Here is a 25,165-nt window from a genome sequence, read left to right as displayed (position 1 = left end):
GCCCCTCCCCGCCGAGCGTGCGTGTTTGCACGCGACACGCCGCGGCTTGACGTACAACTGCGCACCTTCGCGCGCGGCCGTTAGTCCTGGTATTCCACCGCGCCGTCGTCGAGCACCACCCGCGGGTTGGCGCCGTCGGGACCGGCCGCCTCGGTGCGGAACACCGCCTTGCCCGGCTCGGTCCGCCAGATCGAGGTGGTCAGCGTCTCCCCCGGGAACACCGGGTCGGTGAACCGCGCCGAGATGGCGCTGACTCGGCTGGCATCGCCGCCACCAAGCTCGGCGACCAGCGCACGACCGGCGAAACCGTAGGTGCACAGCCCGTGCAGGATCGGCTTGGGGAAGCCGGCCAGCGTGGTGGCGAACCACGGGTCGCTGTGCAGTGGATTGCGGTCGCCGGAGAGCCGGTACAGCAGCGCCTGGTCCTCCCGGGTCGCGTACGCGACGCGTGAATCCGGTTGCGTGTCGGGGATTTGCGGCGCGACCGCCCGTTGCCCGGGTTCCCCGCCGAAGCCACCGGCCTTGCGGATGACCAGGGTGGTCAACGTCTCGACGACCAGTTCGGAGGTCTTCGAATCGGTGCCGCGCGCCCGCAGCATCACGACGGCGTTCTTGCCCTCGCCCTTGTCCTGGATGTCGGCCACCTCGGCCACCACCTGCAGGCTTCCGGCGGGCGGCAGCGGCGCGAACAGTCGCACTTCCTGGGAGCCGTGCAGCAGCAGCGCCGGGTTGAACGTGCCGATCTTGCCGACGGCCGCAAAGCCCATGCAGCAGATGACGGCGTAGGTGGGCAACACCTGCTGCGGGGTGTCATGACTGTTCTCGGTGGTGAACGCCAGATCGGCTGTTCCGGCGCCGACCCCGAGCGCGTAGAGCATGGTGTCGCGCTCGGTCCATGCGAACGGCATCGGGTCAGCGGTCGCGCCAATGGCCGTCGGATCCAGTGCCACGGATTCTCCTTCACCAGGGACGAATGGGCCCCCACCATTTCAGCAGAACCGGTCGCGTCAGCGCCATCCACACGGCAGGCTGTCGGCATGGGGAAGCACATCTGGAACCGCACCGGCACGCTGTTCGCACTGCTGGCGGCGGCGCTGGCCGCGGTCCTAGTGCTCAGCGGCTGTTCGGGGACACCGCACCCGCGCAACATCACCCTGACGCTGGTCCGGCACGCGGAATCCGAAGCCAACGCCGCCGGAATCCTCGACACGTCGGTGCCCGGCCCGGGACTGACCGACAAGGGCCGCGTCCAGGCTCAGGAGATCGCAGATCAGCTCTCCCGCGGCCACCACGACGGTGTCTACGCCTCGTCGATGGTGCGCACTCAGCAGACCGCCGCCCCACTGGCCCGCGAACTCGGCCGGCAGGTGCAGATCCTGCCGGGCCTGCGGGAGATCAGCGCCGGCTGGTTCGGCGACAAGCCCCGATCGGTGGCCAACTCGGCGTATTGGCTTGCCCCGCAGGCATGGCTGCACGGTGACCGGACCGCGGCCATCCCCGGCTCGATCGACGGCAACCAGTTCAACGACGAGTTCGGCGCCGCGATCCAGCAGATCTACGACTCCGGCGACACCAACCCGGTGGCGTTCGCACACGGGGCATCGATCGCGACGTGGACCCTGATGAATGTCAAGAACCCCCGCGATGAGCTGTTGATCGACCATCCACTGCCCAACCTCGGCAAGGTGGTGATCACCGGCAACCCGGCCACCGGCTGGAAACTGCTGGATTGGGACGGGATTCGCGCATTCTGACCTCAGGCGCCGATGAGCACGTCTGACGGCTCCGATGCCCCGGCCGGTTTGACCGACACCGGACGCGTGGAGGCGTTCAGCGACGGCGTCTTCGCGATCGCGGTGACCCTGCTGGTACTCGACCTCAAGGCACCCGAGCACGCCCCCGGTCAGCTGCTGGAGGGACTGATCCGGCAGTGGCCGGCCTACCTCGGCTACCTCGCGTCGTTCGGCTACGTCGCGGTGATCTGGCTCAACCACCACCAGGCGTTCATCGCGATCAAACAGGTCAACAAGGGCGTACACCTGGCCAACATCGCGCTGCTGTGCACCACGGCGCTCATCGGAGTTTCCGACCGCGGTGCTCTCCCGCGCGTTCATCGACGGCGCCGATGCTCACGACGCCCGTACCGCCGTGGCCCTGTACGCCGGCATTCTGGCGGCCATGTGCGCCAGTTGGCTGCTGCTGTTCGACCAAGTCGGCCGGTGCCCCGACCGGCTGGCCGCCGACGACGCGGATCCGAGCGTGTTCGCCGCCCAACGGTTTCGGTCGATCACCGGGATCGTCGCCTACCTGGCGGCGGGCGCGATCGGCGTGCTGTGGTCGCCGATGGTCGCACTGGCGGTTTTCGTCGTGATGCCGGCCTTCTACGCGTTCAATATCCCGGGCATCGGACGGCGAGACCCAACTCACCATTGACGTAGCCGAGCCAAGCGACCACCATGACCGCATGCGTTATGTCGTTACCGGCGGTACCGGGTTTATTGGACGGCGAGCGGTGGCCCGAATTCTGGAGCACAGTCCCGATGCGCAGGTGTGGGTGCTGGTGCGCCGCGCGTCGCTGGGCCGCTTCGAAGCCCTGGCCTCTCAGCACGGACAGGCGTGGAACGAGCGGGTGAATCCGCTGGTCGGCGACCTGACGGAAGAGAACCTCGGGTTGACCGACTCGGTGCTCGCCGAACTGGGCGACATTGATCACGTGCTGCACTGTGCGGCCATCTACGACATCACCGCCGGTGCGGCCGAACAGCAGGCAGCCAATGTCGAGGGCACTCGCGCGGTGATCGGGCTGGCGCGACGGCTCGACGCCACCTTGTCGCATGTGTCGTCGATCGCGGTGGCCGGCGACTTCGCCGGCGAGTTCACCGAAGACGACTTCGACATCGGCCAGAAGCTGCCGACCCCGTATCACCAGACCAAGTTCGAGGCCGAAGCGCTGGTGCGCTCGGCACCGGGACTGCGCTACCGGGTGTACCGGCCGGCGGTGGTGGTGGGCGATTCCCGCACCGGCGAGATGGACAAGGTCGACGGGCCGTACTACTTCTTTCCGCTGCTGGCCAAGCTGGCGGCGCTGCCCCGGCTCAGCCCGATGGCGGTGCCGGACACCGGACGCACCAACGTCGTTCCGGTCGACTACGTCGTCGATGCGCTGATCGAGTTGATGCACGCCGACGGATATGACGGGCGCACCTTCCACCTCACCGCGCCGCGCTCCATCGGGCTGCCCGACATCTACCGGGCCGTTGCCCGAGAGGCCGGGCTTCCGCCGCTGCGCGCCACGCTGCCCGGAGCCGTGGCGGCGCCGGTGCTCAACGTCCGCGGACGGGCCCGGGTGTGGCGCAACATGATGGCCACCCAGCTGGGTCTTCCCGCCGAGGTGCTCGACCTGGTGAACCTGCGACCGACGTTCGTCGCCGACGCCACCCGCGCGGCGCTGGGCGGTAGCGTCCGGCTACCCGAGTTCGCCGACTACGCACCGGCGCTGTGGCGGTATTGGGCGCAGCATCTGGATCCCGACCGCGCCCGCCGTGACGATCCGGCCGGGCCCCTGGTCGGGCGGCACGTCATCATCACCGGGGCGTCCAGCGGGATCGGCCGGGCCTCGGCGATCGCGGTGGCCGAGCGCGGCGCCACGGTGTTCGCGCTGGCCCGCAGCGCCGGCGCCCTCGACGAGCTGGTGGCCGAGATCCGCGCCGGCGGCGGACAGGCCCACGCGTTCAGCTGCGACGTCACCGATTCGGCGTCGGTCGAGCACACGGTCAAGGACATCCTGGGCCGATTCGGCCACGTCGACTACCTGGTCAACAACGCCGGCCGGTCGATCCGCCGCTCGGTGGTGAACTCCACCGACCGGCTGCACGACTACGAGCGCACGATGGCGGTCAACTACTTCGGAGCGGTGCGCATGGTGCTGGCGCTGCTGCCGCACTGGCGGGAACGCCGGTTCGGGCATGTCGTCAACGTCTCCAGCGTGGGGGTACAGGCGAACAGCCCCAAGTACAGCGCGTACGTGCCCACCAAGGCGGCGCTGGACGCGTTCGCCGACGTGGTGTCGACCGAAACCCTTTCGGACCACATCACGTTCACCACCATCCACATGCCGCTGGTGGCCACCCCGATGATCGCGCCGACCGGAAAACTGGTGCCGATGGGGGCGATCAGCGCCGAACACGCGGCGGCCATGGTGGTGCGCGGCCTGGTCGAGAAGCCGGACCGGATCGACACCCCGTCGGGCACGCTGGGCCAGGCCGGCAACTACTTCACACCCCGACTGTCACGCCGGATCCTGCACCAGCTTTATCTGGGCTATCCGGACTCGGCCGCCGCCCGCGGCGTGGCACCGGCCGAAGCCGTTGCGGCGCACCCGACTCGACGCCGACCGAAGCGGCCGTCGCGGGCGATCCCGCGGGTGCGGGTGCCTCGCCCGGTCAAGCGGGCGGTGCGGTTGGTTCCGGGCGTGCACTGGTGAGCCTGCGCTCGTGACGCTGCCCGTCTTCGCCGACTTCGACACCGGCGTCGACGACGCGGTCGCGCTGGTGTACCTGCTGGCCAGCCCGGATGCCGAACTTGTCGGGATCGCGTCGACCGGCGGAAACGTTGCGGTGCAGCAGGTCTGCCGCAACAATCTGGCGTTGTTGGAACTGTGCGGGACGACCGGAGTCCCGGTGTCGCGGGGCGCCGAGGTGCCGCTGAACGGCCCGGTCCACACCGCGGAGAACATCCACGGGCCGCAGGGGCTGGGGTACGCCGAGTTGCCGCCCGGCACCGGACAGCTCACCGGATACGACGCCGCCGCGGCCTGGGTCGCCGCCGCACGGGAACACCCGGGGCAGCTGATCGGGTTGGCCACCGGCCCGCTGACCAACCTGGCATTGGCACTGCGGACCGAACCCGCACTGCCCACACTGCTGCGTCGGCTGGTGATCATGGGCGGCGCGTTCTCCGGCGAACGGTCCGGCTGGGCCGAGTTCAACATCGGATTCGATCCGGAGGCGGCCGCGCAGGTGTTCACGGCGTGGGGAGCAGTTGCGCCGCAACGGCTCCCGATCGTGTGCGGTCTGGATCTGACCCGGCACATCGCGATTACGCCGGCGATCCTGGCACGGCTGGCCGCACCGGCCGGCAACCCGGCGGTTCGGATGCTCAACGACGCGCTGCGGTTCTATTTCGAGGCACACGAGGCGCGCGGCTACGGCTATCTGGCGTATCTGCACGACCCGCTGGCCGCGGCGGTCGCGCTGGAACCCACGCTGGTGACGACCCGCCCGGCCGCGGTACGGGTCGAGCTTGCGCCCGGAGACACGCGCGGGAGGACGATCCCCGACTGGGATGCCGCACAGCCCAACGCGCTGATCGGGGTGGGCGTCGACCCGGCGGCGTTCTTCGACCGGTTCGTGCAACGGGTCAGCGCATTCGCCGGCGCTCTCCCACCGAACGTGTACTGAGGGCGATCTCGGAGCCGAATTCTCGTCCTGAGTGCACGTTCGGCGCGGGGACGCCGATCGGGCAATTGACCTGGTTCACTCGTACACCCCCTCCAGATACCACCGCCGCAGCCGGTAGCACAGCAGCAGCGCCTGCCCGGGTGCCGCACTTCCCGGCGAGTCCTCCAGCAGCGCCTGAACCCGGGCGGTGCGCCCGGAGCCCGGCCCCTCCCGCTGCGGGTCCCACCACCGTTCGTCGACCGGCCAGGGGCCGGCCCACCAGCGCAGCCGGTCGTCGCGGCCCCGGGCGACCAGCCACGCCGGGTCGGCGGAGAAGAATCCCCGGCCCGTTACCCGGATCGGATTGCGTTCGGCGTCAAGCAGTTCCACCGGGTCGTCGAGCAGTACCGCCGGCGACGGCTCGGGGAGCCGGCCGGGCCACGGCTGGCGTGGGTCGGCCAGCGGCACCGGCTCATCCCCCAGCGGGGTCAAGGTGATGCGCTCTGCGGGACCGCGGCCGCCGGAGAGCACCGGCACCCGCACCGCTTCGGGGCCGAGCAGGCCCTGCACCCGTACCAGGGCACGGCGGGCACGCAACCGGTCCTCCTCCCCGAGGCCACCCCACAGCGGCAACTGCAGCGCCTCGGTCGCCGAGAGCACCTCCACCGGCTCCAGCCGCAACAGCGCCACCGGACCGGTCGGCCGGTCCGAGCCGACGCGGCTGTTCAGCCAGCCATCCAGCTGCCAACGCACCCGATCCGCGGTGGCGTCCTCGGTCAACGGCTCGGCGCACCGCCACACCCGGGTCAGCTCTTCCCCGGTGTCGGTGACGGCGTGAATGGCCAGCCGGGTGCAGCCAACCCCGGCGGCCATCAGCGTCCGGTGCAGCGCACCGGCCAGCGAGCGGCCGGCGAACGCCGCGGCGTCGACCCGGTCGATCGGCGGGTCGCAGTGCAGCACGGCCTCGAGATCCGGCGTGGGTTCCCGCCCGGACGGCCCGCGTTCCGGCTCGGCGCGGGCAAACCGGTGCGCGGTGAGCGCGTCGGGGCCGAACCGCGAAGTGACATTCGGGCGGGGTAGCGCCGCGAATTGCCCGATGGTCCGAATACCCAAGCGCCACAACAAATCGACCAGGCCGTCACGCCCCGGCCCGGACAGACTGGGCTCGGCGGCCAGCTGACGGATCGACAGTGCCGACAGGAACCGGGCGTCTCCCCGAGGCGGCACCACGGCGCCGGCACGCGCGGCAAGCACCGCGGTGGAGAGCCCGTCGGCGATCCCGACCTGGCATTCGACGTCGGTCGCGGCTACTGCGTCGACGAGACGTTCGGCGGCTTGCTCCTCGGAGCCGAAGGCCCGTACCGCGCCGCGCACCGACACCACCAGCAGTCCGGGCCGCAACACCTCGGCAGCCGGCATCAGTTCGTCGACCGCAGCCAGAACCGGCTCGAACAGCCGGGCATCACGATCGGTGTCGGCGGCCACCACGTGCAGTGCCGGACAGCGCGCCGCCGCTTCTCGGCGCCGCAGCCCGCGCCGCACCCCCGCCGCACGGGCGCCCGCCGAGCAGGCGATCACCCGGTTGGCGAGGGTGACCGCAATCGGCGCGGTGGCCGGCAACCCCGCCGCGGCCGCCGCGGCAACCGCGGGCCAGTCCATGCACCACAGCGCCAGTACTCGAGAGTCGGCCATGAGAGGACTCGCTACCCGGCCTTGGTTCGCCCGGCCACGCGTCCGGCGGCCCGCACCTCGAGCCGCACCGCGCCGATCCGGCCGAACCCGGCGATGGCGCCGCAGCCCGTCATCTTGTCACCTATGGTCTCGTAGCCGCTCACCCGAGCGTCCAGCTGCAGCGCCGTGCCCTGCCAGGTGCCGCCGGAGACCAGCAGGGCACAGCCCCGCTGGCGGGCGCGGGCCAGCACAACCCGGGTGCGCGCCGGCGGCACCGATCGGCCGCCCAGTCCGAGCACCACCAGATCCATGCCGTCCATCAGCACCGCAGCCACCTCCACCGGGTCGTTGCCCGGGTCGGGAATCACCGCGAGCCGGCTCAGGTCGGCGCCCATCTCGGATGCGGCCAGCAGCCCGAGGTCCGGCTGACCGACGATGGCCGCGTTACCCCCGGCCGCCGTCACCGCGGCCACCATGCTCAGCATCAACGAGCGGGCCCCCGAGAGCACTGCCACCGTGCCGCGCGGCAGTCCGACGGGCAGCACCTCGGCCAGCAGCGACGGGACCGGCAGCACCGAGTCGGCGGCCGGGGCCGCCGAAGAGGTCGCAGCCGACGGCCCGGCCCCCCGCCGGCCCGCACCCACCTTGCCCGCCACCGCCGCCATCTGCCGACGCAGCTGTTCCAGCTGGTCGGCGCGATTTTCTCCGGAGCTATGACGTTGCCCCAAGTCCACTGCCGCCGTCATGATCGCCTCCGGGAAACACTCGAATATGTTCGAAACTATGTTCGATTGACCCGAGTGAACACTCCCCCACCGACAACCGTCAAGCCGGATCTCCCGGCGGCGCATCAACGGCCTCGCGCGCCCCATCAGCACCGCCGCCAAGGCCACCGGCCGCCAGGGTTGGTACATAGTTCAAAATATGTAACACTGTTCCGCATGACCCGATCCGTGGAGTCCGACGCGGCTACCGACGCCCTGCCGCTGGGGCCGCAATCCCTGGTGTGGCGCTACTTCGGCGACAACCGAATGTTCTTGATCGGGCCGCGGCCCGCGGTGCTGCAGAACATGCTCGCCGAACTCGGCCAGGGCGTGCTGGATCACTCGGTGTTCTTCACCGACACCGCCGCCCGCATCAAGCGTTCCCTGCCGCCGATCTTCATGACCGTCTACGGCGCCGAGTCCGACAACCCCGGCCAGCAGGTCCGCGACTTCCACCACAACATCAAGGGGACGATGCCCGACGGAAGTCGGTATCACGCCCTGGATCCCGAGACCTACTTCTGGGCGCACGCCACCTTCGTCGAGCAGGTGCTGTACTTCGCCGACACCTTCGTCAAGCGGCTGACCCCCGCCGACAAGGAGCGGATCTACCTCGAATCGAAGACCTGGTATCGCCGCTACGGTGTCAGCGATCGGGCGATGCCGGCCGACTACGCCGAGTTCGAGCGCTACTGGAATCAGATGCTGGACAAGGTTCTCGTCGACCACCCGACCGCCAAGTACGGCGTCGGCTATGTCACCAAGGGCTTCCCCTGCCCCAAGGGGATGCCGCCGGCACTGTGGCGGGCGATCTCGGTGGTCTTCAATCCGCTCGCGGCGTTTCTCACCACCGGCGGTATGCCGCCGAGCACCCGTGCCCAACTGGGCCTGCCGTGGAGTGCTCGACAAGAGCGTCGCTATCAGCGGTTCGCCGCGGCCTGTCGGTCGCGGCCGGTCAACTGGGCATGGGATCATTTGCCGATGCGACTGCGCTACAACCAATTCGCCTATGCCGGCTACACCCGGGACTGACTCGGCGACCACCGCCATCCTCGATGCCGCGGTCGTCGAGTTCGAGCAGCATGGCTTCCGGCGGGTCGCACTCGACGACGTCGCTCGCCGCGCCAAGGTCAGCCGCACCACCATCTACCGCCGGTTCGCCGGCCGCGATGAGCTGGTCGCCGCGGTCATCGACCGGGAGAATGCCGCACTCTACGACGAGATCGCGGCCGAGCTGAAAAGCTCTGGCGCCCAGTCGAATTACTATGTCGAGGCGTTCACCTCGGCGATCATGCAGTTTCGCCGGCATCGGGTGCTCAACCGGATGATCACCGACGAGCCGGCACTGGCCCTGGAACTGGGCCGACAGCACTACGACGCGATCGTGGACCGGATGTCCGAAGCGCTACGGGTGATCTTCCCGGCCGGGTTCGCCGAACGCATCGGCCCGCAGGTCGTCACCGAACTGGCCGACACCATCCTGCGATACGCGGCGCTGGCCCTGTTATTGCCGTCGCGCGAACCGCTGGATTCCGCCGAGGACATCCGCGCGTTCGCGACCGTGCATTTTCTGCCCAGCCTTCCCCTGGCGCTGCGCGCAATGCCGGTGTAGGGCAGTTCAAAACCCCCTCGGTCAGCGAGCCGCACCGACCCCCATCGAGGCGGCCACCTCGGGCATGTAGCGCTCCGCCAGCAAGGTCGCGACGGCCTCGACATCGCTGGCCAGCGGATACATGTGGCGATATTGCAGAACCTGTTTGCCGATCAACCCAAGCCGCTCGGTGAACGTCGGCATACGGCCCGGATCCAGCAACGGTGTGTTGAACGGCGCGCAGTCGGAGCGCTGAAACTCAAAAGCCGCGCTGATCCGCGGCGCGGCCCCGAGCCGGCTGCCGCGCCCGCCCCAGTGCAGCACTGCCTGATTCCAGGCGAACATTGTGCCGGCCGTGGCGGGCAACGCCCGAACGTCCTGCACATTGCGGACCACGGTGTTGTCCGGCCCGTCCCATCGACGCTGGACGAAACGATCGTCGAGATGGGCGGGCAGCACGTACATGCATCCGTTCAGCGGGTTGGCATCGCTGAACGGAAGCCACACAGTCAACGTCCGCGGCGAGTTGTCGTCGTCAAGCGTCCCGATCACCCGGTCGCGGTGCGGGCCCCAGCCCACGGCGTTATCGCTGGGATTGACGTGCCAGACCCAGAAGTCGGGCAACGCCTGATACCCCTCGCCCATCACGCTGGTGAGAAACTCCGAAAGCCCCTGGAAAGCCAGCCACAGCTCGTCGTAGACGAAGGCGAAAGCCAGTGGGATCCCTTGCTGGAACAGCGTCGACACCCCCGCGCGAATGGGCGCGATGGCCGCCTCCGGCAGCGCGTCGGGGACCTGGACGTAGCCCTCGCGCTTCAGGTTGGCCAGCTGGGTGTCGAGCTCGCCGACCGCAGCGGACGGGCGGGCGCCCCCGGCTTCTATCGACATTCCCGGGCACAGCTGCGCCCAGAACTCGCGACGCTGGGCGTCGGCAGCCGAAAGCGCAGCAATCATCGTGGCTACTCCCACTCAATAGTGCCGGGGGGTTTGCTGGTGACGTCCAACACTACGCGGTTGACCTCGGGAACCTCATTGGTTATCCGGGTTGAGATCCGCTCCAGCACCTCGTAGGGCACCCGAGTCCAGTCGGCGGTCATGGCGTCCTCGCTGGACACCGGCCGCAGCACGATCGGATGGCCGTAGGTGCGGCCGTCGCCCTGCACCCCTACCGAACGGACATCGGCCAGCAGCACCACCGGGCACTGCCAGATCTGGTGGTCCAGGCCGGCGGCGGTCAACTCCTCGCGGGCGATCGCGTCGGCCGCCCGCAGCGTCGCCAGCCGCGGTCCGGTGACCTCGCCGACGATCCGGATGCCCAGCCCGGGACCCGGGAACGGTTGGCGCGCAACGATCTCCTCCGGCAGTCCCAACTCGCGTCCGACCGCGCGCACCTCGTCTTTGAACAGCAGCCGCAGCGGCTCGACGAGGCTGAACTTCAGGTCGTCGGGCAGCCCGCCGACGTTGTGATGACTCTTGATGTTCGCGGTGCCGGTGCCCCCGCCGGATTCCACCACGTCCGGATACAGCGTGCCCTGGACCAGAAACTCGACATCGTGGTCTCCCAAGGTGTCTCGCACCGCACCCTCAAACGCCCGGATGAACTGGCGCCCGATGATCTTTCGCTTGCCTTCGGGATCGGACACCCCCGACAGCGCGTCGAGGAACACCGCTTCGGCATCCACGGTGACCAGCTTGGCCCCGGTGGCGGAGACGAAGTCGTTCTGCACCTGCTCGCGTTCCCCGGCACGCAACAACCCATGGTCGACGAAGACACACGTCAGCCGGTCGCCGATGGCGCGCTGCACCAGCGCCGCGGCCACCGCGGAGTCCACCCCGCCGGACAGTCCGCAGATGGCGTGGCCGTCGCCGATCTGTTCGCGCACCTGCTCGATCAGCGCATCGGCGATGTTGGCGGGCGTCCAGGCCGCGTCGATGCCGGCGAACTCATGCAGGAACCGGCTGAGCACCCGCTGCCCGTACGGGGTGTGCAGCACCTCGGGGTGGTACTGCACCCCGGCCAGTCGGCGGGCACGGTTCTCGAACGCGGCCACCGGAGCACCCGCGGTACCGGCCACCACGGTGAACCCGTCCGGCGCGGCGGTCACCGCGTCGCCGTGGCTCATCCATACCGGCTGAGTGCCCGGCAGACCCGCGTGCAGTTCCCCGCCGGTCACCGTCAGTTCGGTGCGGCCATACTCACTGGTCCCGGTGTGCTCGACGGTGCCGCCCAGCGCGGCCGCCATGGCCTGAAAGCCATAACAGATGCCGAACACCGGAATATCGAGGTCAAACAGCGCCGGATCGAGCTGGGGGGCGCCCTCGGCGTAGACGCTGGCCGGTCCGCCGGACAGCACGACCGCCAGCGGATCGCGCGCGGCGATCTCTTCGACGGTCGCGGTGTGCGGGAGGACCTCGGAGAACACCCGCGCCTCCCGAACCCGGCGGGCGATCAATTGGGCGTACTGCGCGCCGAAGTCGATGACCAACACGGGGCGAGAAGATGGTGATGACACGCAAAGAGTGTAGTGGCGGCAAAAGTCAGCCGAGCCGACGGCGGGCATGGTGAAGTGGAGGCACACCGGATCGCCGGAGGGAGAACACGTGCTGGGTCTGCCCGAAACGGTGCGTGCCTGCCTGTTCGACCTCGATGGAGTGCTTACCGACACCGCAAGCGTGCACACCCGCGCCTGGAAATCCATGTTCGACGCCTACCTGTCGGCACGTGCCGAACGCACCGCCGAGCCGTTCGTGCCGTTCGACCCCGAAGGTGATTACCGGCGCTTCGTCGACGGCCGCAAACGCGACGATGGAGTGCGCGCGTTTCTGGCCAGCCGCGGCATCACCCTTCCCGACGGCACCGATGACGACCCGCCCGACGCCGAAACCGTGCACGGCCTGGGCAACCGCAAGAACGAGGCGTTCCGGGTGACGTTGCAGGCCGACGGGGTGGAGGTGTTCGAAGGGTCCCGGCGCTACCTGGCGGCGGTCACCGATGCCGGCCTGGCCACCGCGGTGGTGTCGGCCAGCGCCAACGCCGGTACAGTGCTGGCGCTCACCGGCCTGGAGCGCTTCATCGGCGAACGGGTCGACGGCGTGACGCTGCGCACTGAACACATCGCGGGAAAGCCCGCGCCGGACTCGTTCCTGCGGGCCGCGCAGCTGCTCGGTGTCGCCCCCGCCGCATCCGCGGTGTTCGAGGACGCGCTGTCGGGGGTGGCGGCCGGTCGAGCCGGCGGGTTCGGCTTCGTGGTGGGCGTCGACCGGGTGGGCCAGCGCGACGACCTACTGAGCCACGGCGCCGACGTCGTCGTCACCGATCTAGCGGAACTGATGTGAAAGCGGGCCGATGATCTCCGAGGATTACTTTCCGATAGAACCGTGGCAGATCCGCGAAACCCACCTCGACCTGGATCTGCTCGGGCAGACCGAGTCCCTGTTCGCCCTGTCCAACGGACACATCGGTCTGCGCGGCAACCTCGACGAGGGCGAACCGCACGGCCTGCCCGGCACCTACCTGAACTCGTTCTACGAGGTGCGGCCGCTGCCGCACGCCGAGTCCGGATTCGGTTACCCGCAGGCCGGGCAGACCGTCGTCGACGTCACCAACGGCAAGATCATCCGGCTGATGGTCGACGACGAACCGCTGGATGTCCGCTACGGCGAGCTGATCGACCACGAGCGCATCCTCGACCTGCGGGCGGGCACCCTGTCCCGCCACATCCACTGGCGCTCACCAGCGAAAAAACAGGTCAAGGTGCATTCCACCCGACTGGTTTCGCTGGCCCACCGCAGCGTCGCGGCCATCGAATACGTCGTCGAGGCGATCGACGAATTCGTCCGTGTGACAGTGCAATCCGAGCTGGTCGCCAATGAGGACCAACCCCCGACCTCCACCGACCCGCGAGTGGCGGCGATCCTGGAGAACCCCCTGGAGGCCGTCGAATGCGAGAACACCAACACCGGTGCGGTGCTGGTGCATCGAACCCGCACCAGCGAACTGATGATGGCCGCGGCCATGGATCACGAAGTCGAGGTACCGGGGCGCGTCCAGGTCACCACGATGACGATTCCCGACGTGGCGGCGACCACCGTGGTGTGCGGTCTGCGCCCGGGGCAGAAACTGCGCATCGTCAAATACCTGGCCTACGGCTGGTCCAGTGAGCGGTCTCGACCCGCGCTGCGCGATCAGGCCATCGCGGCGCTGACCGGTGCCCGCTACAGCGGCTGGCAGGGGCTGGTCGACGCCCAACGGGCCTACCTCGACGAGTTCTGGGACGGCGCGGACGTCGAGGTCCACGGCGACCCGGACTGCCAGCAGGCGATCCGCTTCGCACTGTTCCACCTGCTGCAGGCCAGCGCCCGCGCCGAACGCCGCGCCATCCCCAGCAAGGGCCTGACCGGCACCGGGTATGACGGCCATACCTTTTGGGACAGCGAGAGTTTCATTCTGCCGGTGCTGATCTACACCGCTCCGCACGCCGCGGCGGACGCGCTGCGCTGGCGGGCGACAACGCTCGATCTCGCGCGCGGGCGAGCCACCGAGCTGGGGCTGTCCGGCGCGGCCTTCCCGTGGCGAACGATCCGTGGCCAGGAGTGCTCCGGGTACTGGCCGGCGGGCACCGCCGCCTGGCACATCAACGCCGACATCGCGGCGGCGTTCGAGCAGTACCGGGTGGTCACCGGCGACCCCACGGTGGAGCAGGAATGCGGGCTGGCGGTGCTGATCGAAACCGCGCGGCTCTGGCGCTCGCTCGGGCACCACGACCGGCACGGAGTGTGGCACCTGTACGGGGTGACCGGCCCCGACGAATACACCGCGATCGTCCGGGACAACGTGTTCACCAACCTGATGGCCGCCCACAATCTGCGCACCGCCGCCGAGGCGTGCGCCCGCCACCCCGACGCCGCCCACGAACTGGGGGTCACCACCGAGGAGATGGCCGGCTGGCGGGACGCGGCCGACGCGGCGCACATCCCCTATGACGAGGAACTCGGGGTGCATCCCCAGTGCGACGGCTTCACCACGGCCGCGGAATGGGACTTCGACACCCGCAACACCTACCCGCTGCTGCTCAACGAACCCTATGTGCGGCTGTATCCGGCTCAGGTGGTCAAGCAGGCCGATCTGCTGCTGGCCATGCAGTGGCGCAGCCACGCGTTCACCGACGAGCAGAAGGCCCGCAACGTCGACTACTACGAGCGGCGCACGGTGCGCGACTCGTCGCTGTCGGCGTGCACCCAAGCGGTGATGTGCGCCGAGGTGGGGCACCTGGAGTTGGCCCACGATTACACCTACGAGACCGCGTTCGTCGACCTGCGCGATCTGCACGACAACACCCGCGACGGCCTGCATATGGCGTCGCTGGCCGGGACCTGGCTCGCCCTGGTCGCCGGGTTCGGCGGCCTGCGTGACGACGCCGGCGTACTGTCGCTGGATCCCGCACTGCCGGACGGGATCTCACGGCTACGGTTCGGGTTGCGCTGGCGGGGATTTCGGGTGACGGTCGACGCCAACCACAGCGAGGTCACCTACACGCTGCGCGATGGCCCCGACGGTCGGCTGACGATCAACCATGCCGGCGAGGACATCGAACTGGGCACGCAGTCCCCGACGACGCTGCCGGCCCGTCGGCGTGAACCGTTGCTGCCCACCCCCACCCAGCCGCCGGGGCGCGAGCCGCAGCACCGGCGGGAGGTCGCGCGGTAAACCGTGCAATAGCCCCGCGGTTTCGGCGCGGTTGCGCCCGCTCAGCGGGAATTACCGCGCCGAAATCACTACTTCCAGCGCAGCGCGCCGAAGGCGCTGTCGGGCACCGCGGGGTTCTTCGGCGCGATCGGGTCCAGCCGCCGGTAGACCTCGCCCTGGGCCGGCCGCAGATCGTCCTCGCCCTTGTTGGGCCACAGCGACGCGGCCCGCTCGGCCTGCGCGGTGATCGACAGCGACGGGTTGACGCCGAGGTTGGCCGAGACCGCCGCGCCGTCCATCACCGCCAGGGTCGGGTAGCCGTACACCCGCTGGTAGGGATCGATGACACCGTGCTCGGGGCTGTCCCCGATCGCCGCCCCGCCCAAGAAGTGCGCGGTGAGCGGGATGTTGAACAACTCACCCCAAGTGCCGCCGGCGACGCCGTCGATCTTGGCGGCGATGCGGCGGGTGACCTCGTTGCCGACCGGGATCCAGCTCGGGTTCGGCTCGCCGTGGCCCTGCTTGCTGGTGTAGCGGCGCAAGCCCAGCTTGCCGCGTTTGGTGAAGGTGGTGATCGAGTTGTCCAGGTGCTGCATGACCAGGGCGATCACGGTGCGCTCGCTCCAGTCCTTGGGGTTCAGCAGCCGCAGAATGTTGCGGGGGTCTTCACGGCCCTGGTTCAGCAGTTGCTTCCAGCGCGGCACATCGGTACCGCTCGGCCCGGTGCCATCGGTCATCAGGGTCTGCAACAGCCCCATGGCGTTGGAGCCCTTGCCGTAGCGCACCGGTTCGACGTGGGTGTCGGCGGTGGGGTGAATCGAGGAGGTGATCGCCACGCCGTGGGTCAGGTCCAGGTCCGGGTTGACGCTCAATGTCGCCGCACCCACGATCGATTCGGAGTTGGTGCGGGTCAGCACGCCCAGGTTGCCCGACAGCTTGGGCAGCTTTCCCTTGTCGCGCATCTTGAACAGCAGCCGCTGGGTGTTGTAGGTGCCGGCCGCCAGGATCAGGTGCCGGGCGGTGAAGGTCTTGCGGTGCCGGCGCGCACGCAGGCCGGTTCGCACCGTCGTCACCTGCCACAACCCGTCGGCGCCCTGCTCGAAGGCCGTCACGGTCGTCATCGGATGTACCTGCGCACCATTCGATTCCGCCAGATACAGGTAGTTCTTCACCAAGGTGTTCTTGGCGCCCCAGCGGCAGCCCGTCATGCATTCGCCGCACTCGATGCACCCGGTGCGCTTCGGGCCCACGCCGCCGAAGAACGGGTCGGCCACGGTCTTGCCCGGCGCCTGAGCCCCGTCCTCACCGAAGAACACCCCGACCGGGGTGGCCACGAACGTGTCGCCGACCCCCATGTCGTCGGCGACCTGCTTGACGATGCGATCCGCGTCGGTGAACGTCGGGTTCTTGACCACGCCGAGCATCCGCTTTGCCTGGTCGTAGTGCGGCATCAACTCGGCGTGCCAGTCGGTGATGTGCGCCCACTGCTTATCGGCGAAGAACGGCTCCGGCGGTACATAGAGGGTGTTGGCGTAGTTCAACGACCCGCCGCCGACCCCGGCGCCGGCCAGCACCATGACGTTGTTGAGCAGGTGGATGCGCTGGATGCCGTAGCAACCCAGCTTCGGCGCCCACAGAAACTCGCGCAGATGCCAGGAGTTCTTGGCGAAATCCTTGTCGGCGTATCGGCGACCCGCTTCCAGCACACCGACCCGATAGCCCTTCTCGGTCAGCCGCAACGCACTCACGCTGCCACCGAAACCCGAGCCGATGATCAGGACGTCGTAGTCAGGCTCCATAGCCAGCAAGTATGACCGTACTCACCGGTAACTTGCTAGATAGGCTGCCCTTACCTGCCAGGCTCAGGAACCTACGGTCAGGCCGACCTTCTGGAATTCCTTGAGATCGCAGTAGCCGGCCTTGGCCATCGACCGGCGCAGCCCGCCGACCAGGTTCAGCGCGCCGAACGGGTCGTCGGAGGGGCCTTCGAGCACCTGCGCCAGGCTGGGACGCTCCCCGTAGGCGACCTGCATCAGCGCGCCGCGCGGCAGGGACGGGTGGGCGGCAGCCGACGGCCAGTACCAGCCGTCGCCCTGCGCCTCGGCCGCGGCCGCCAGCGGCGTGCCCAGCACCACCGCGTCGGCACCGCAGGCGATCGCCTTCGCCAGGTCCCCGGAGGTGTGGATGTCACCGTCGGCCAGCACGTGCACGTAGCGCCCGCCGGTCTCGTCGAGGTACTCGCGACGCGCGGCGGCCGCATCGGCGATCGCGGTCGCCATCGGCACCGAGATGCCCAGCACCTCATCGGAGGTGGTCACCCCGGAGGTGGAGCCGTAGCCGACGATCACCCCGGCCGCACCGGTCCGCATCAGATGCAGCGCGGTGCGGTGGTCGATCACCCCACCGGCCACCACCGGGATGTCGAGCTCGGAGATGAAGGTCTTCAAGTTGAGCGGTTCCCCGGCCCCGTCACGGTCCACGGCAACCCGCTCGGCGGAGATGATGGTGCCCTGGATGACCAGCAGGTCGACACCGGCGGCCACCAGCGCCGGGGTCAGCGCCGCGGCGTTCTGCGGGCTGACCCGGACCGCGGTCGTCACTCCGGCGTCACTGATGCGCGCCACCGCGGCGCCGAGCAGCTCGGGGTTCAACGGCGCGGCATGCAACTGCTGCAGCAGCCGGATTGCCGCCGACGGCTCCGGCTCCTTGGCAGCGGCCTCGGTGACTTGAGCGATCTTGGCTTCGACGTCGGCATGCCGGCCGATCAGCCCCTCGCCGTTGAGCACCCCCAGCCCGCCGAGACGGCCCAACTCGATCGCGAACTCCGGGGAGACCAGCGCGTCGGTGGGATGAGACAGCACCGGCATCTCGAACCGGTAGGCATCCAGCTGCCAGGCCGTCGACACGTCCTTGGATGAGCGAGTACGCCGAGACGGCACGATGTTGATGTCGTCGAGCTCATAGGTGCGACGGGCGGTGCGGCCCATGCCGATCTCAACCATGTCACGCATGACGGGTCAGCCTCGTTTCTGTTTCGCTGCGCGAGAATACGCCGGACGAACGCCTGCTTAACGCACGTAGTAGTTAGGCGCTTCGACAGTCATGGTGATGTCGTGCGGGTGGCTTTCCTTCAAGCCCGCGGCGGTGATCCGTACGAATTGTGCCTGCTGCAGCGCCTCGATGGTGGCCGAACCGGTGTAGCCCATCGCCGCCCGCAGCCCGCCGGTGAGCTGGTGGATGACCGTGCTCAACGGGCCCCGGAACGGCACCCGGCCCTCGATGCCCTCGGGCACCAGCTTGTCCTCGGAGAGTGCGTCGTCCTGGAAGTAGCGGTCCTTGGAGTAGGACTTGGCTCCGCCGCGGCCCTGCATGGCGCCCAGCGAACCCATCCCGCGGTAGCTCTTGAACTGCTTGCCGTTGACGAAGATCAGCTCGCCGGGCGACTCGGCGGTGCCGGCCAACAGCGAGCCGAGCATCGTTGTGGACGCGCCGGCGGCCAGCGCCTTGGCGATGTCTCCGGAGTACTGCAAGCCACCGTCGGCGATCACCGGTACACCGGCCGGTGCGCAGACGGCAACGGCCTCCATGATGGCGGTGATCTGCGGCGCGCCCACCCCGGCGACCACCCGGGTGGTGCAGATCGAGCCGGGGCCCACCCCGACCTTCACCGCGTCAGCGCCGGCCTCGACCAGCGCGGCAGCTCCGCTTCGGGTGGCGACGTTGCCACCGACCACCTCGACGCGCTCCCCCACTTCGGCTTTGAGCTTGCCGACCATGTCCAGCACCCCGCGGTTGTGGGCGTGCGCGGTATCCACGATCAGCACGTCCACCCCGGCGTCCACCAGCGTCATCGCCCGTACCCAGGCGTCGTCGCCGACGCCCACCGCGGCCCCGACCAGCAGCCGGCCGTCGCTGTCCTTGGTGGCCAGCGGGTGCTGCTCGGTCTTGACGAAGTCCTTGACGGTGATCAGCCCGGTCAGCTTGCCGTGGCCGTCGACGATCGGCAGTTTCTCGATCTTGTGCCGGCGCAGCAGGCCCAGCGCGGCGTCGGCGGAGACACCTTCTTGCGCGGTGATCAGCGGCGTCTTGGTCATCACCTCGGCGACCGGCTTGTTCTCGTCGACCTCGAACCGCATGTCGCGGTTGGTGATGATGCCGACAAGGGAGCCGTTCTTGTCGACGACCGGCAGCCCGGAGATCCGGAAGCGGGCGCACATCGCATCCACCTCGGCCAGGGTGTTCTCCGGTGTACAGGTGACCGGGTCGGTGACCATGCCCGCCTCGGACCGCTTGACGGTCTCGACCTGGCCGGCCTGCTCGGTGACGGGCAGGTTGCGGTGCAGGACGCCCATGCCACCGGCGCGGGCCATCGCGATCGCCATCCGTGCCTCGGTGACGGTGTCCATCGCGGAACTGACCAGCGGCACCTTGAGCGTGATGTTGCGCGTGAGCCGACTGGCGGTGTCGGCGGTAGCCGGCACCACGTCGGACGCAGCCGGAAGCAGCAGGACATCGTCGAAGGTCAGCCCCAGCATGGCGATCTTGGGGGACTGTCCACCGACCGCACCATCGGCGTACACCACATCATCTTGCGGGCCCATGGCACCGGTCATCGGAGCGCTGACCTCTGTTTTGGACAACCAACGGCCATCTGGGAGCCTCCACTACAAAGCCGGGGTGAGAAGTCCATCCTAATAGCGTCCCGCGAGCGCTTTCGCCCGCCACCACCCTTGACCCCCGACGGCGTCCCACGGCCCACCGCTGGCGTTCTGTCATGGCGACTGCGTACCCTGATGGGCGTGCGTGACCACCTGCCACCCGGTTTGCCACCCGACCCGTTCGCCGACGATCCGCATGACCCGTCCGCCGCACTGGACGCCGTCGAACCGGGCCAGCCACTGGACCCGCAGGAACGGACCGCGGTCGAGGCCGACCTCGCGGATCTGGCGGTCTACGAAGCGTTACTGGCGCACAGGGGAATTCGCGGCCTGGTGGTGTGCTGTGACGACTGCCAGCAGGACCACTACCACGACTGGGACATGCTGCGCGCCAACCTGCTGCAGCTGCTCATCGACGGCACCGTCCGCCCGCACGAGCCGGCCTACGACCCAGAGCCGGACAGCTACGTGACGTGGGATTACTGCCGCGGCTATGCCGATGCGTCGCTCAACGGGGCGACCTCGGAAGCCGACGGTTACCGCTGATCAGGGCTCAATACCAGTAACCACCGCGGTGGCGCACCAGCTCCGCGGCGTCCTCGCGCAGGCCGCGTAACTCTTCAGCCGTCCGAGTATTACTGCCGATATCGGCCAACATGCATGCCAGCGCCCATCGCAACGGAATCAACCCCAGCCGGTCGGTGTCCAGCAGCGCTGCCTCGGCCACCGCGCGCGCCCGGTCGAGATTTCCCGCGCAGCACAGCGCGCCGGCCAGCACCACCTGACTTTTCACCCGGTGCCGCACCATGACGTCGCTCGCGAGCTCGCACGCCTGCTCGGCATGGCGCACCGCGGTGGCTCCGTCGCCGGTGACCATCGCCAGTTCTGCGGTCACCCAATGCCGGCGGACCGCCAGGCGCGCCTGCGCGGTGGACGGCTCCGGCTCGACTCGGCCCAGCAGTGCCGCCGACGCCGCGAAACGCCCGACTCCTAGGGCGTCGGCGGCCAACCCGACCAACGCGTCGGCGCGGGCCACATAGTCGTCACCGGCCAGCGCCAGCGCCCGGCCGTCCACACCGCGGGCCAGAACGTGCCCGCCGAGCTGGCGCAGAAACGAGCCCCGGGTGCTGTAGGCCAGGGACACCAGCGGGCCGGCCGGCGCCTCGCGCAGCAACGCCGCCAGATCGGCGGCGGCGCTGGCGTAGCGCCCCTGCCCCCCGGCCGCGACGGCGCGCAGCCACCGCTGCCGGGGATTGGTCGCCTTCGGCAGGGGCCAGCGGCCGGGCTCATCGCCGAACGCGGCGGCCGCCAAGACTGCATTTGGGTCCTCGATCATCGCTGCGCGACGTTACGCGGTACGGCCTACGCATAACCACTCCACAGAATGCGGAATAACATCCACTCTCACGGAAACTCCACCCTTTTAGGCCAGCCTTTCTTAACCATCGCGTTGGTTTTACTTCAGATCATTTAGTTACCGTCCCCTCGGCGCCGGAAGACAGCCGGCGCTGTTTTACGCGCACCACCTGAGACACCGCTCGACAAGCCGCATCCCAAAGATTCGGCCCGAACAGCGTTTTGAGAGGGGTTCCCATGCCACAGGTTGAGCAATTGCCCGGGCGCAACGCGGACGTATGGGATTGGCAGCTCCGGGGAGCATGTCGAGGTGTCGACTCATCGGTGTTCTTCCCGCCCGACGGCGAGCGCGGTCGCGCCCGCGCACAGCGTGAACAGAACGCCAAGCAGTGGTGCCGCAGTTGCCCGGTGCTGGAACAGTGCCGGACGCATGCGCTCGCGGTAGGTGAGCCCTATGGCATCTGGGGCGGTATGTCCGAAGCCGAGCGGCACGCCGCCCTGCGCTGCAACCTGCGCCCCAGCGGCTAATTACTTCCCGACCGGGCCGGCGGCGTCACATCCGCGGCCCAGTGGGTACCTGAGCAGCCCCCGGTTTCCCGGGGGCTGTTCGCCCTACCCGGTGTCGAACCCGCGGACCGTTACGCCTGGTCGGCAGGTCTGGTGGCCCTGATCGTGAAGCTCAGTGGCATCACGCCAGATCGCTCGGCCAGGGCCCATTCGCTACCTTCGCGGCGCATCATCTGACCGGGAAGCGCTTCCCACGGCGCGGTGTCGTGCTCGACGAGAAGGTCGATGCGCAATCCGCTGGCGATCAACGCGGTCACGATCTCACCCAGGGAGTGGTTCCACTCGTAGGTTCTCGTCGCCGCGACGGCCCACTCGTCGGAACGTAGCTTTGGTCGTCATCCCACTGCACCGGCTCGTCGTGTTCGAAGTACGGATATCTCAAGTGCACATCGTCACCCAGGGATTCGTCCGTCGATAGCAGGATGGGATGCGCTTCGCGCATGACGAGAGACCCGCCCGGTGCAAGCAGTGCCGAGACCGCGTCAGCCCAAGCGGCAATGCGCGGCAGCCAGCACAACGCTCCGATCCCGGTGTAGACGAGGTCGAAGCTGTTACGCGGCAGAACTTTTGGTGCGTCGTGGACGTCCGCCTGCACGTAGGTCACGGCGTCGCCTGTCTCGGCGGCCAACGTCCGCGCCTCGCGGACGGATTCTTCCGAGAAATCGAGTCCGGTGACCGTGGCACCGAGGCGGGCCAGCGTCGGACAGCAGCGACCGGTCATCGATGAATTGCTGTACCTGATATCCCGTTCCGTCACGCGCCGGCGTGGATCGTGGCCCGGTCGTTCCAGTTGGCGCGGTTCGCCGCGATCCACTCGGACTTCACCTTGCAAACCTACCGCCGCGGTTTCGGTCATTACCCGACTCGCCTGGCGCCGACGCCATACGCTTCCCAACACAACCGTTACGCGGAGTACAAGGGGGAGCAACGTGAAGAAGCAGCTTCTGTTCGGAACCATCGCGGCCGGGTTCGCCATCGGTTTCATCGGCGCGCCCACGGCGAGCGCCGATGAGCAAGGTTTCCTCAATGAACTGCGGGCCAATGGGTTCCCGGGGCTGAGCATCGGGGACGCCCAACTGCCCGACGGTGTGGTCGTGGCGAACGGCTGGATGGCGTGCAACAGGCTGCATCTGGGTGAGAAGCCCGAACAGACGCTGGCCCAGGTGAGCCCGAACGACGTCGACAAGGGGCGCATGCTGATCAACGCCGCGCAGCATCACCTGTGCCCCGATACGCTCTGAGACCCGCGAAGTCGTGCATGCGATGACATCGCAAGGCAGAGCGGGCAAAAGCGCAGTTGCTCACGTCGTCGCCGTCGGCCTGGTGGCGGCCGGTGTCGCAACCAGCCAACCGGTCGTCCACGCCGCGGCCACTCTGCTGTCTGCCATCGGTCCACTGGCGGGCAGCCAGACGGCGCTCATCCTCGGCGGAACCACTCAACCGACGCCCTCGCCCGAATTCGCGCGGTCCGCCGAGAACCTGTTTCTGAACCCGCTGGGCTTCAACGGTGGTTCAACCGGATCGACGGTCTGCTACATGGACGGCACCGACCCGTGCAGTGCCCCGCTACAGGTGCTGACGACGCCCGAACTGATCCAGCAGGGCCCCAGCAGTCTCACGGCAGCCTCGGCGATCGTTCTCGCCGTCGAGAACCAATTCAACGCCAACCCAGGCGCTTTCGACGCCGAGCACCCTCTGACGATCTTCGGCTACTCACAAAGCGCCACCGCCGAGTCGATCGCCATGACTCGACTGGCCGAGGCCGGCATTCCCAGCGACGCTCTGCACTTCGTGTTCATCGGCGACCCCTCCACCCCGACCGGCATCTGGCAACACCTGGAAGCGGCCGTGGAAGCGCTGCTCGGCCCTGACCTGACGGCCTATCTGCTCAACCTTTTCGGCATGACCGATGTCCTGGGCGTCGAGACACCCAATGATCTGTATTCGGCCACCATTTACGGCCTGCCCGGCGACCCGGTCTCCAACTTCGCCGCCGTCTACGCCGCCGAAGGCCTGTGGGGTGCGCTGCTGGATGTCTTGGGCCCGCACGTGTGGTATCTCGGACTGACGCCGGAGCAGGTCGCCGACGCCACCATCACAGTCGACGGCAGCCTGACCTACGTCGATATTTCCGACACCGACATCAACGGCCTCGACGCCTGGATCAACGCGGTTTTCAACGGCGGGGCCGCCAACAGCGGCATCTTCGACAGCCTGTGGGATTCTCTGCAGCTGTTCTTCAACGACTTCTTCTGAGCCCCCCCCCCCCCCCCGGTGACGCCGGCGGCTTTTCTCCAACACATTGGCAGCACCGCTTGGGGGCGCTTCGGCGGCACGAGAACCCTAGACTTCAAAAATGAGAATGTGATATTCATATGCCATACACGGCGGGGGGTTCTCATGGCTCAGGTGACACTGCGCAGGGGCAGTGGTGCTGACACTGTCGGCCGCCTGGCCACTGTCAGCATGGTTCTCGCTGCGTCCGGCGCAGCGCTCATCCCACCCGCCGGGGCCCTGCTCGCCGAGGCGGCCCTGCTGGCCACCACCGGTCCGCTGGCGGGCAGCCAGACCGCACTGATCCTCGGCGGAACCGGCCAGCCGACGCCGTCGCCGGAATACGCCCGCTCCGCAGAAGAGCTCTACCTCAACGCGCTGGGCTTCAACGGCGGCTCGACCGGCTCGATGGTCTGCCACATGGACGGTACCGACCCGTGCAGCGCCCCCCTGCAGGTGCTGACGACCCCCGAGCTGTTCCAGCAGAGCAGCCTTGCCGACGCAACAGCGCTCGTCCTGGCCGTGGAGAAGGAATTCGACGCAAACCCAGGCGCATTCGACGCCGACCACCCGCTGACCATCTTCGGCTACTCGCAGAGCGCCACCGCCGGGTCCATGGCCATGGCCCAACTCGCGGCGTACGGAATCCCCAGCGATGCACTGCATTTCGTATTCATCGGCAACCCCTCCAACCCAGACGGCGTCTGGCAGCACCTGGAAGCCGCCATGGACGCAACGCTGGGCGCCAAGTTCACCGACGCCTTCCTCAGCTTCACCGGTATGGATGACAGTATCGGCAGCTCTACACCGAATGACCTGTACCCCACCACCATTTACAGCCTGCCCACCGACCCCGTGGCCAACTTTGTGGACTCCTACGCCGAAAACGGACTGTGGGGCGCACTGCTGAACATCTTCGGCCCACACGTGGAGTACTTGGGTCTGACCCCGGAGCAGATCGCCGACGCCACCACCATCACCGATGGCCTGCTGACCTACGTCAACATCAACGACGACGACATCAACGGCTTCGACGCCTGGCTCAACGCGCTGTTGTTCAACGGGGTCGCCACCAGCGATCCGCTCCAGAGCGTGTGGGACTCGCTGGTGCTGCTGTTCACCAACTCGTACTGAGCTCAGCCGGTTTTATCCGGCTCGAA

Annotated in this window: 24 protein-coding genes and 1 pseudogene; 14 read left to right on the top strand and 11 right to left on the bottom strand. The window is 68.4% G+C overall.

Annotated features, from left to right (window positions below):
- Window positions 1-80: 80 nt before the first annotated feature.
- On the bottom strand, window positions 81-950 hold the full coding sequence (locus ACJH5R_RS10095) for a MaoC/PaaZ C-terminal domain-containing protein (protein ID WP_406757638.1): 870 nt from the start codon (window positions 948-950) through the stop codon (window positions 81-83).
- An 87-nt stretch (window positions 951-1,037) separates the two neighbouring features.
- Between ACJH5R_RS10095 and ACJH5R_RS10090 the strand changes: the two genes are divergently transcribed.
- From ACJH5R_RS10090 to ACJH5R_RS10070, 5 genes and pseudogenes are all read left to right on the top strand, one after another.
- Complete coding sequence (locus ACJH5R_RS10090; protein WP_406757639.1) at window positions 1,038-1,754, top strand: histidine phosphatase family protein; 717 nt, start codon at window positions 1,038-1,040, stop codon at window positions 1,752-1,754.
- 12 nt (window positions 1,755-1,766) lie between these two features.
- Window positions 1,767-2,066 (top strand): annotated as a pseudogene (locus ACJH5R_RS10085) (TMEM175 family protein); the annotation flags it as partial.
- Window positions 2,067-2,094: 28 nt separating this feature from the next.
- Complete coding sequence (locus ACJH5R_RS10080; protein WP_406781857.1) at window positions 2,095-2,433, top strand: hypothetical protein; 339 nt, start codon at window positions 2,095-2,097, stop codon at window positions 2,431-2,433.
- Between the two features lie 31 nt (window positions 2,434-2,464).
- Window positions 2,465-4,483, top strand: a complete 2,019-nt coding sequence (locus ACJH5R_RS10075; protein WP_406781837.1) for an SDR family oxidoreductase — start codon at window positions 2,465-2,467, stop codon at window positions 4,481-4,483.
- A 10-nt stretch (window positions 4,484-4,493) separates the two neighbouring features.
- A complete protein-coding gene (locus tag ACJH5R_RS10070; protein ID WP_406757642.1) occupies window positions 4,494-5,459 on the top strand; it encodes a nucleoside hydrolase in 966 nt (321 codons plus the stop codon).
- 75 nt (window positions 5,460-5,534) lie between these two features.
- Here ACJH5R_RS10070 and ACJH5R_RS10065 read toward each other — a convergent pair whose 3' ends face one another.
- Together ACJH5R_RS10065 and ACJH5R_RS10060 are read right to left on the bottom strand one after the other, a co-directional pair.
- A complete protein-coding gene (locus ACJH5R_RS10065) occupies window positions 5,535-7,130 on the bottom strand; it encodes a DNA polymerase Y family protein (RefSeq protein WP_406781836.1) in 1,596 nt (531 codons plus the stop codon).
- Between the two features lie 11 nt (window positions 7,131-7,141).
- Window positions 7,142-7,855 carry a hypothetical protein gene (locus ACJH5R_RS10060; RefSeq protein ID WP_406757644.1) on the bottom strand — a complete coding sequence of 238 codons (714 nt, stop codon included), beginning with the start codon at window positions 7,853-7,855 and terminating at the stop codon, window positions 7,142-7,144.
- Window positions 7,856-8,050: 195 nt separating this feature from the next.
- Here ACJH5R_RS10060 and ACJH5R_RS10055 point away from each other — a divergent pair, with 195 nt between their 5' ends.
- Together ACJH5R_RS10055 and ACJH5R_RS10050 are read left to right on the top strand one after the other, a co-directional pair.
- Window positions 8,051-8,905 (top strand): oxygenase MpaB family protein, encoded by an 855-nt coding sequence (locus ACJH5R_RS10055; RefSeq protein WP_406757645.1) that lies wholly within the window; start codon window positions 8,051-8,053, stop codon window positions 8,903-8,905.
- Window positions 8,883-9,485 (top strand): TetR/AcrR family transcriptional regulator, encoded by a 603-nt coding sequence (locus tag ACJH5R_RS10050; RefSeq protein WP_406757646.1) that lies wholly within the window; start codon window positions 8,883-8,885, stop codon window positions 9,483-9,485. Before ACJH5R_RS10055 ends, ACJH5R_RS10050 begins: the two co-directional genes overlap by 23 nt.
- A gap of 21 nt (window positions 9,486-9,506) precedes the next feature.
- Here ACJH5R_RS10050 and ACJH5R_RS10045 read toward each other — a convergent pair whose 3' ends face one another.
- The gene (locus ACJH5R_RS10045; RefSeq protein ID WP_406757647.1) at window positions 9,507-10,418 is read right to left on the bottom strand and encodes a phytanoyl-CoA dioxygenase family protein; all 912 of its coding nucleotides are present in this window, start codon (window positions 10,416-10,418) and stop codon (window positions 9,507-9,509) included.
- Window positions 10,419-10,423: 5 nt separating this feature from the next.
- On the bottom strand, window positions 10,424-12,025 hold the full coding sequence (gene guaA / locus ACJH5R_RS10040) for a glutamine-hydrolyzing GMP synthase (RefSeq protein WP_406781855.1): 1,602 nt from the start codon (window positions 12,023-12,025) through the stop codon (window positions 10,424-10,426).
- Between guaA and ACJH5R_RS10035 the strand changes: the two genes are divergently transcribed.
- A complete protein-coding gene (locus ACJH5R_RS10035; protein WP_406757649.1) occupies window positions 12,024-12,800 on the top strand; it encodes a beta-phosphoglucomutase family hydrolase in 777 nt (258 codons plus the stop codon). The two genes, guaA and ACJH5R_RS10035, sit on opposite strands and share 2 nt — an antisense overlap.
- 10 nt (window positions 12,801-12,810) lie before the next feature.
- Window positions 12,811-15,171, top strand: a complete 2,361-nt coding sequence (locus ACJH5R_RS10030; protein WP_406781835.1) for a glycoside hydrolase family 65 protein — start codon at window positions 12,811-12,813, stop codon at window positions 15,169-15,171.
- A gap of 68 nt (window positions 15,172-15,239) precedes the next feature.
- Here the strand turns inward: ACJH5R_RS10030 and ACJH5R_RS10025 are convergent, their stop codons facing one another.
- The 3 genes from ACJH5R_RS10025 to guaB form a co-directional block, all read right to left on the bottom strand.
- The gene (locus ACJH5R_RS10025) at window positions 15,240-16,949 is read right to left on the bottom strand and encodes a GMC oxidoreductase (protein WP_406781834.1); all 1,710 of its coding nucleotides are present in this window, start codon (window positions 16,947-16,949) and stop codon (window positions 15,240-15,242) included.
- A gap of 63 nt (window positions 16,950-17,012) precedes the next feature.
- Window positions 17,013-18,152: a GuaB3 family IMP dehydrogenase-related protein gene (locus ACJH5R_RS10020; protein WP_406757917.1), complete on the bottom strand. Its 1,140-nt coding sequence runs from the start codon at window positions 18,150-18,152 to the stop codon at window positions 17,013-17,015.
- A gap of 66 nt (window positions 18,153-18,218) precedes the next feature.
- Window positions 18,219-19,763 (bottom strand): IMP dehydrogenase, encoded by a 1,545-nt coding sequence (gene guaB, locus ACJH5R_RS10015; protein WP_406757918.1) that lies wholly within the window; start codon window positions 19,761-19,763, stop codon window positions 18,219-18,221.
- Between the two features lie 186 nt (window positions 19,764-19,949).
- Here guaB and ACJH5R_RS10010 point away from each other — a divergent pair, with 186 nt between their 5' ends.
- The gene (locus ACJH5R_RS10010; protein ID WP_024440345.1) at window positions 19,950-20,354 is read left to right on the top strand and encodes a DUF5319 domain-containing protein; all 405 of its coding nucleotides are present in this window, start codon (window positions 19,950-19,952) and stop codon (window positions 20,352-20,354) included.
- A gap of 7 nt (window positions 20,355-20,361) precedes the next feature.
- On the opposite strand, the gene ACJH5R_RS10005 is transcribed toward ACJH5R_RS10010, so the two are convergent.
- Complete coding sequence (locus tag ACJH5R_RS10005; protein WP_406781833.1) at window positions 20,362-21,144, bottom strand: hypothetical protein; 783 nt, start codon at window positions 21,142-21,144, stop codon at window positions 20,362-20,364.
- Between the two features lie 257 nt (window positions 21,145-21,401).
- Here ACJH5R_RS10005 and ACJH5R_RS10000 point away from each other — a divergent pair, with 257 nt between their 5' ends.
- Window positions 21,402-21,692, top strand: a complete 291-nt coding sequence (locus ACJH5R_RS10000; protein ID WP_406757653.1) for a WhiB family transcriptional regulator — start codon at window positions 21,402-21,404, stop codon at window positions 21,690-21,692.
- Window positions 21,693-21,802: 110 nt separating this feature from the next.
- Here the strand turns inward: ACJH5R_RS10000 and ACJH5R_RS09995 are convergent, their stop codons facing one another.
- Together ACJH5R_RS09995 and ACJH5R_RS09990 are read right to left on the bottom strand one after the other, a co-directional pair.
- Window positions 21,803-21,988 (bottom strand): hypothetical protein, encoded by a 186-nt coding sequence (locus ACJH5R_RS09995; RefSeq protein WP_406781832.1) that lies wholly within the window; start codon window positions 21,986-21,988, stop codon window positions 21,803-21,805.
- Complete coding sequence (locus ACJH5R_RS09990; RefSeq protein WP_406757655.1) at window positions 21,985-22,587, bottom strand: class I SAM-dependent methyltransferase; 603 nt, start codon at window positions 22,585-22,587, stop codon at window positions 21,985-21,987. Before ACJH5R_RS09990 ends, ACJH5R_RS09995 begins: the two co-directional genes overlap by 4 nt.
- A gap of 73 nt (window positions 22,588-22,660) precedes the next feature.
- Between ACJH5R_RS09990 and ACJH5R_RS09985 the strand changes: the two genes are divergently transcribed.
- The 3 genes from ACJH5R_RS09985 (at window position 22,661) to ACJH5R_RS09975 (ending at window position 25,139) form a co-directional block, all read left to right on the top strand.
- Window positions 22,661-22,972 (top strand): DUF732 domain-containing protein, encoded by a 312-nt coding sequence (locus ACJH5R_RS09985; RefSeq protein WP_406757656.1) that lies wholly within the window; start codon window positions 22,661-22,663, stop codon window positions 22,970-22,972.
- Window positions 22,973-22,994: 22 nt separating this feature from the next.
- Window positions 22,995-23,987, top strand: coding sequence for a PE-PPE domain-containing protein (locus ACJH5R_RS09980; protein WP_406757657.1), 993 nt, complete (start codon window positions 22,995-22,997; stop codon window positions 23,985-23,987).
- A gap of 144 nt (window positions 23,988-24,131) precedes the next feature.
- On the top strand, window positions 24,132-25,139 hold the full coding sequence (locus tag ACJH5R_RS09975; protein WP_406757658.1) for a PE-PPE domain-containing protein: 1,008 nt from the start codon (window positions 24,132-24,134) through the stop codon (window positions 25,137-25,139).
- Window positions 25,140-25,165 lie beyond the last annotated feature (26 nt).

The sequence above is a fragment of the Mycobacterium sp. SMC-19 genome (genome assembly GCF_045310815.1).
Taxonomy (GTDB): domain Bacteria; phylum Actinomycetota; class Actinomycetes; order Mycobacteriales; family Mycobacteriaceae; genus Mycobacterium.
The sequence above is the reverse complement of the archived record's forward strand: the minus strand, read 5'-3'. Positions and strand labels throughout refer to the sequence as shown.